Raw genomic sequence first — 4429 nt, 5'->3', positions numbered from 1 at the left:
GAGTGGGAGCCGCGGGCAACGGCCGGGGGGGGGGGCGCCGGCCCGGGGCGGGGGGGGCAGGAGGGCGCCGCCGGCGCCGGCGCCGGGGCCGGGGCCCGCCAGCGCGACGTGCACCGCGGCCCCGATGAACCCGGCGGCCCCGGTCAGCAGCACCCTCACGGCAGCTCGAACGGCAACTCGATGCCCTGGTGGGTCAGGCAGTGGGTGCAGCTGCGCTCGCCGGCCAGCTCACCGATCGCCTCCTGCACCAACTTCTTGAACGGCTCGATGTGGCGCTGGAATTCGGCGTACACGTCGACGGCCTTGACCCCGTCGCCGACCGCCACACCGGCGTCCAGGTCGGTGACCAACGCGATTGCCGCGTAACACATTTCAAGTTCCCGGGCCAGCACCGCCTCCGGATACCCGGTCATGTTGACCAGCTGAAACCCGGCTGCGGCGAACCATTGGCTTTCCGCCCGGGTGGAAAACCGGGGCCCCTGGATGACGACCATGGTGGCGCCGTCGACCACCCCGGGCAGCCCGGTGACCGCGGACCGCAGCGTCGGGCAGTACGGGTCGGCGAACTCGACGTGGATGCCGCCGGAGTCGAAGTAGGTGTCGGCGCGGCCGCTGGTGCGGTCCACCAGCTGATCGGGCACCACCACCGACCCCGGCCCCAGCTGCGCGGTGAGGCTGCCGACCGCGCACGGCGCGAAGATACGCCGCACCCCGAGGGCGCGCAGCGCCCACATGTTGGCCCGGTACGGCACGGTGTGCGCGGAGTATTCGTGCCGGGCGCCGTGGCGGGGCAAAAACGCGACCTCGTGGTCGCCGACAGCGCCCACCGTGATCGGGGCGCTGGGCTGGCCGTAGGGGGTGTCGACGGTGATGCTGCGGGCGTCGGGTCCGAAAAACGTGTAGAAACCGCTTCCGCCGATGACTCCGATCATGGGGCGCCGCTCCTCCTCATCGCATCGTCCCGCTCGCCTGCGCGCATGGCGATCATTGTCCGGCATCGCCCGTGCAAGGATCGTGCGGTGGCCAGTTTCGCGCAGTGGATCGAGGGGGCACGACCGCGCACGCTGCCCAACGCGGTGGCCCCGGTGATCGCCGGTACCGGGGCGGCGGCGTGGCTGGGTGCCGCGGTGTGGTGGAAGGCGCTGCTGGCGTTGGCGGTGGCGGTGGCGCTGATCATCGGGGTCAACTTCGCCAACGATTACTCCGACGGCATCCGCGGCACCGACGACGACCGCGCCGGCCCGGTGCGGCTGGTGGGTGCGCGGCTGGCCGCACCGCGCGCGGTGTTGGCCGCCGCGGTGGCCAGCCTGGCCGTCGGGGCGGTGGCCGGGCTGGCGCTGGCCGTGGTCAGCGCGCCGTGGCTGATCGCGGTCGGGGTGGCCTGCATCGCCGGGGCCTGGCTGTACACCGGCGGGTCGCGGCCGTACGGCTACGCCGGACTCGGCGAGGTCGCGGTGTTCGTGTTCTTCGGGCTGGTCGCGGTGCTGGGCACGCAGTACACCCAGGCGCTGCGGGTGGATTGGGTGGGGCTGACGTTGGCGGTGGCGGTCGGGGCGTTGTCGTCGGCGGTGCTGGTGGCCAACAATCTGCGTGACATCCCCACCGATACCCAGGCCGGCAAGACCACGCTGGCGGTGCGGCTCGGCGACGCCCGCACCCGGGTGCTGTATCAGGGGCTGCTGGTGCTGGCCGGGGTGTTGACGGTGGTGTTGATGCGGGCCACGCCGTGGTGTGCGGCGGGCCTGGTCGCGGCCCCGCTGGCGGTGCGGGCCGCGCGCCCGCTGCGGCAGCGGTTGGGCGGTGCCGCGCTGATCCCGGTGCTGCGCGACACCGGGCTGACCATGCTGGTGTGGTCTGTTGTGGTGGCCGCAGCGTTGGCGTTCGGCTGAGCCCCGGTCGCCGAGCAGACGCAAATTCGCACGATCGGGCCGAGGATCGTGCGAATTTGCGTCTGCTCGCGCTGCGACGGGCCCGCTAGGCCGCCTTGTCGAGCAAGGTGACGACCGACGCCCGCAGCCGCACCGGGTCGACGTGCTCGGTGATCACGTCCAGCGCCGCCGGGTCGCCGCCGCGCAGCACGCCCAGCACGAGGTGCTCGCAGCGGATCTCTTTGTCCTTGTGCGCCAACGCTTCCCGCAGCGCCAACTCCAGGGCCTTCTTGGCCGCCCGGGTAAATGGGATATGTCCGCGCCGACGGCGGCGCCGCCCCGATTTGCGCAACGCGTTGTCGAAGGCGTCGGCGCCGAAGGTGCGGGCCACGCTGTCCCGGACGGCGCGCAGGTCGATCCCGAGGGACCGCAGCGCCTCGGCATCGGCGTCGAACGACTCGTCGGGTGTCGCCAGCCGGGCCCGTACCGCGTCAGCGGTCAACCCGTAGCCGCCCAACAGCGCCGACAGGTCCGTCCCGGCGGCCTGCACTATTCCGAGCAGCACGTGCTGCGCGCCGATTTCGCCGGCGCTGAGCTCGCGGGCGTCCTCCTGGGCCAGTACGACCGCGACCCGGGCATCGCGGGTGAACCGCTCGAAGACCATGGTTCATCTCCTCCGGTTGTACTTCTGATGCACGGCCTGGCGGCTTACCCCGAGCGCGTCGGCGATGGCCTGCCAGCTCCAGCCCTGCTCGCGGGCGTTGGCGACGTGGATGGCCTCCAACCGCTCCTGCAGCCGCTGCAGCGCGCGGACCGCGCGCAACCCGACGGCCGGATCGGCGCTGGTGGCCCCGTCGGCGCCCAACGACACCTCGGACACGTCACTCATAGTCGTCAAGATAACTTGACTACGCCCGTGCTGTCAACAAATGTTGACAGCACTAGGCGCGTTGAGTCTGCGTGTACCCGGGGAAAGTGCGAGTAACCCGTCTGGTGGACGCAGAGTCAACGCGGGTTACTCGGGGGGCTCCTCGCCGCGCAGCCGGGCCCGCAACTGGTCGCGGTCGCGGCGGCGACGCTCGCTGACCGCCTCGACGCTGGCGGTGGCGCGGCGGCGCAGCGGCGCGAACACCCAAATCCCCATCGGCAGCGCCACGATCAGCGCGAACAGCAGCGCCACGATCGGCGGGAAATCGCGGATACCGAGCAGCCGGCCCACCACGTAGATCACCACGCTCAGCGCCGCCACCAGCAGCAACCGCGCGGTCGCGTACAGCGCGATGTCCCCGACCGCGCGCCGGGTGGAGGTCTGCGGTTCCGACACACGACGAGCCTAAAGCGTGCAGGTATATTCGGGCCAAGGAGGTGTTGAGTGTTCTACCTGCTCCTCGTCCTGGTTTTGGGGACGCTGGTCTACCTCGGTGTGCGTGCGGCGCGGGCACAAGCCGAACGGCCGAAAACTCGGGTGATCGGGCCGGACGACGATCCGGAGTTCCTGTGGCGGCTCAGCCACGGCGATAACAGCTCTTAGACGAAGCGCTGGTGGGACCGCTCGTTGCCGGGGAACCCGTCAGCGACCACGGCCGCCAGCTCCATCAACGCCTCGCGGGTCTCCCGCTTCAACCGGTCCAGGTGGATCTCGGCGCCTTCTTCCAGATGCGGGTCGAACGGCACCAGCCGCACCGCCCGGCAGCGCCGGGAGAAGTGATCGACAACCTTTTGCATGTCGACCTTGTTGGACCTAGGCCGCACCGCGTTGATCACCGCGATCGAGTTCTTCACCAACTCCTCGTGGCCGTGCGCGTCGAGCCAGTCCAGCGTCGCCGAGGCGCTGCGGGCGCCGTCCACCGAGCCGGAGCTGACCACGATCAGGGTGTCGGCCTTGGCCAGCACCGCCGACATGGCCGAGTGCATCAGCCCGGTCCCGCAGTCGGTGAGCACCAGGCTGTAGAACCGCTCCAGCACCCGCAGGGTGCCGGTGTAGTCCTCGGCGCTGAACGCCTCGGACACCGCTGGGTCGCTTTCGGAGGCCAGCACCTCCAGCCGGCTGGGGCCCTGGTTGGTGTAGCTGCGGACGTCGCTGTAGCGCTCGATGCCCTCGGCGTCGCGCAGCAGATGCCGCACCGTGGCCGGGGTCTCCATCGGCACCTTTTGGCTCAGGGTGCCGCGGTCGGGGTTGGCGTCCACGGCCACCACCCGGTCCCCGCGGATCGAGGCGAAGGTGGCGCCCAAGGTGGCGGTGATGGTGGTCTTGCCGACCCCGCCCTTCAGCGACAGCAACGCGATCCGGTAGCAGCCCTGCAGCGGCCGGTTGGCCTGGACCACCAGGTCGTTGTAGCGCACCGTGCGGGGGCTTTCCCCGACGTTGATCAGATGCCCGGACAGCTCGTAGAGCGCCCGCCGCCAGCCGCTCGACGGCGGCGGCTTGACCTGCCGCAACAGCGAGTTGGTGGACAGATCCGAGTACGGCGCGGGCGGCATGGGCTGCTGCCGGTACGGCGCGTCGCCCGGCAGCAAGTCCGACGCGCCGGGGTAGTAGGCGGGCGGCGGGTTCTCCATGG

The 4429-nt window shown here is 71.1% G+C and carries 7 protein-coding genes; 2 read left to right on the top strand and 5 right to left on the bottom strand.

Annotation, left to right across the window (positions count from 1 at the left end; translation table 11 throughout):
- Nucleotides 1-155: 155 nt before the first annotated feature.
- On the bottom strand, nt 156-932 hold the full coding sequence (locus BKN37_RS26055; protein WP_071030077.1) for an S-methyl-5'-thioadenosine phosphorylase: 777 nt from the start codon (nt 930-932) through the stop codon (nt 156-158).
- Between the two features lie 87 nt (nt 933-1019).
- Here BKN37_RS26055 and BKN37_RS26050 point away from each other — a divergent pair, with 87 nt between their 5' ends.
- Nucleotides 1020-1889, top strand: coding sequence for a 1,4-dihydroxy-2-naphthoate polyprenyltransferase (locus tag BKN37_RS26050; protein WP_071030081.1), 870 nt, complete (start codon nt 1020-1022; stop codon nt 1887-1889).
- 85 nt (nt 1890-1974) lie between these two features.
- On the opposite strand, the gene BKN37_RS26045 is transcribed toward BKN37_RS26050, so the two are convergent.
- The 3 genes from BKN37_RS26045 to BKN37_RS26035 all read right to left on the bottom strand — a co-directional run bounded on the left by BKN37_RS26045 (nt 1975) and on the right by BKN37_RS26035 (nt 3192).
- The gene (locus tag BKN37_RS26045; RefSeq protein WP_071030075.1) at nt 1975-2532 is read right to left on the bottom strand and encodes a Clp protease N-terminal domain-containing protein; all 558 of its coding nucleotides are present in this window, start codon (nt 2530-2532) and stop codon (nt 1975-1977) included.
- Nucleotides 2533-2535: 3 nt separating this feature from the next.
- Complete coding sequence (locus BKN37_RS26040) at nt 2536-2757, bottom strand: helix-turn-helix domain-containing protein (protein WP_071030073.1); 222 nt, start codon at nt 2755-2757, stop codon at nt 2536-2538.
- 126 nt (nt 2758-2883) lie between these two features.
- On the bottom strand, nt 2884-3192 hold the full coding sequence (locus BKN37_RS26035) for a DUF4229 domain-containing protein (RefSeq protein WP_071030071.1): 309 nt from the start codon (nt 3190-3192) through the stop codon (nt 2884-2886).
- Between the two features lie 48 nt (nt 3193-3240).
- Here BKN37_RS26035 and BKN37_RS28510 point away from each other — a divergent pair, with 48 nt between their 5' ends.
- Nucleotides 3241-3399 (top strand): hypothetical protein, encoded by a 159-nt coding sequence (locus tag BKN37_RS28510; RefSeq protein WP_095407218.1) that lies wholly within the window; start codon nt 3241-3243, stop codon nt 3397-3399.
- On the opposite strand, the gene BKN37_RS26030 is transcribed toward BKN37_RS28510, so the two are convergent.
- Nucleotides 3396-4429, bottom strand: a 1034-nt coding sequence (locus BKN37_RS26030) for a MinD/ParA family ATP-binding protein (protein ID WP_083342062.1), incomplete at its 5' end; no start/stop codon positions are given. The genes BKN37_RS28510 and BKN37_RS26030 overlap by 4 nt on opposite strands.

The sequence above is a fragment of the Mycobacterium talmoniae genome, from assembly GCF_001854525.1.
GTDB lineage: Bacteria > Actinomycetota > Actinomycetes > Mycobacteriales > Mycobacteriaceae > Mycobacterium > Mycobacterium talmoniae.
This window is presented reverse-complemented; position numbering and strand designations above follow the sequence as displayed.

What these genes read in the sequence shown, in the direction of transcription:
- BKN37_RS26055 (WP_071030077.1), bottom strand. Translation starts at nt 932, where the DNA reads ATGATCGGAGTCATCGGCGGAAGCGGTTTCTACACGTTTTTCGGACCC.
- BKN37_RS26045 (WP_071030075.1), bottom strand. Translation starts at nt 2,532, where the DNA reads ATGGTCTTCGAGCGGTTCACCCGCGATGCCCGGGTCGCGGTCGTACTG.
- BKN37_RS26040 (WP_071030073.1), bottom strand. Translation starts at nt 2,757, where the DNA reads ATGAGTGACGTGTCCGAGGTGTCGTTGGGCGCCGACGGGGCCACCAGC.